This is a genomic window from Endozoicomonas sp. SESOKO4, assembly GCF_024606275.1.
In genome coordinates this window covers 1-1030 of record NZ_JAHHPS010000063.1, presented here as the reverse complement: position 1 = coordinate 1030, position 1030 = coordinate 1, and the positions used below count along the sequence as shown (strand labels likewise).

The 1030-nt window shown below is 43.5% G+C and carries 1 protein-coding gene; it reads left to right on the top strand.

Annotated elements, in window-relative coordinates; translation table 11 throughout:
- Positions 1-348: 348 nt before the first annotated feature.
- A partial coding sequence (locus KDK16_RS01110) for a WD40 repeat domain-containing protein (RefSeq protein ID WP_257274297.1) occupies positions 349-1030 on the top strand: 682 nt, incomplete at its 3' end.

Genomic DNA, 1030 nt, shown 5'->3' with positions numbered 1-1030 from the left:
AGACATCGTAGAGTTGAAAGCTGACAATGTGGAAATCAAAGGAGCCTTAAAGCTCATTCTGTCCAGACTTCCCAGCTAACCGCCGCATGTACAAACGGTTCCAAAGGACTGTGAACCAAGGGTTATGTCGAGAACCCGATGACGATTTTACAGTGGTCTCTCAATGAGAAAGCTTTTTTCTATCATTTTCACGGATCAGAACTCTTCTTTTCCCGGGTTCCACTGACCTCAATATTTTGAACTTCCGCTTTAAAGCCGAGTCTAACAGACCTGATCAATTTTTAATGTCCTTTCTAAGTAAGGGTAAATACTGAATGTGGAGCTATAAACGAATCGAGTATGGACTCTATGAAAAGCAGTTCGAGCATTGACGAACCCGTCTCGACAAGACCTGCGCAACCTCAACTGGAGCAAGCACCAACGGGTGTCAGTGCAGGCAGGGACGTTACTTTACATAACAACAATGAATCTTTATTCCTCTGTTTGACCGACGTACCAAAACTCAGGATCATCCGCTATTTGGGTTTTCGGGAGATTATTTGTTTAGCCAAGGTATGCAAATATCTTCGCGATTTTGTTAAAGCAGAAAAAGCTTTGGAAAGAGCATGGAGTCGCCGGTTTCCTCCGTTTCCTTCACCACACCAATATCAACTAAAGAACACCATTAAGACTAAAAACGAGCACCAACTCCGTGCTTGGTTGAAGCCGTTTGCTGATGCGGGCACTATCGAGTCACTCATAAAACAACAAAAGAATATTCATTTCCCTGTTCAGTTACTTTTCACCAACAGTAAGTTGATGTCTCTGTGTAAAGAATTTGAGTTAGTAGAAAAACTCGAAATTACCCATGGTGATAAAGTCTTTGGAGCCCATTTCAGCCCCGATGGCCAACATCTGGCAACCGCCAGTCGCGATAAAACAGCGAAAATCTATGGTCTGGAGGATGATGGCACGTGGAAAGAAAAAGCCATCATTACCCATAAACATTTGGTCAGATCAGCCATTTTTAGCCCCGATGGCCGCTATCTGG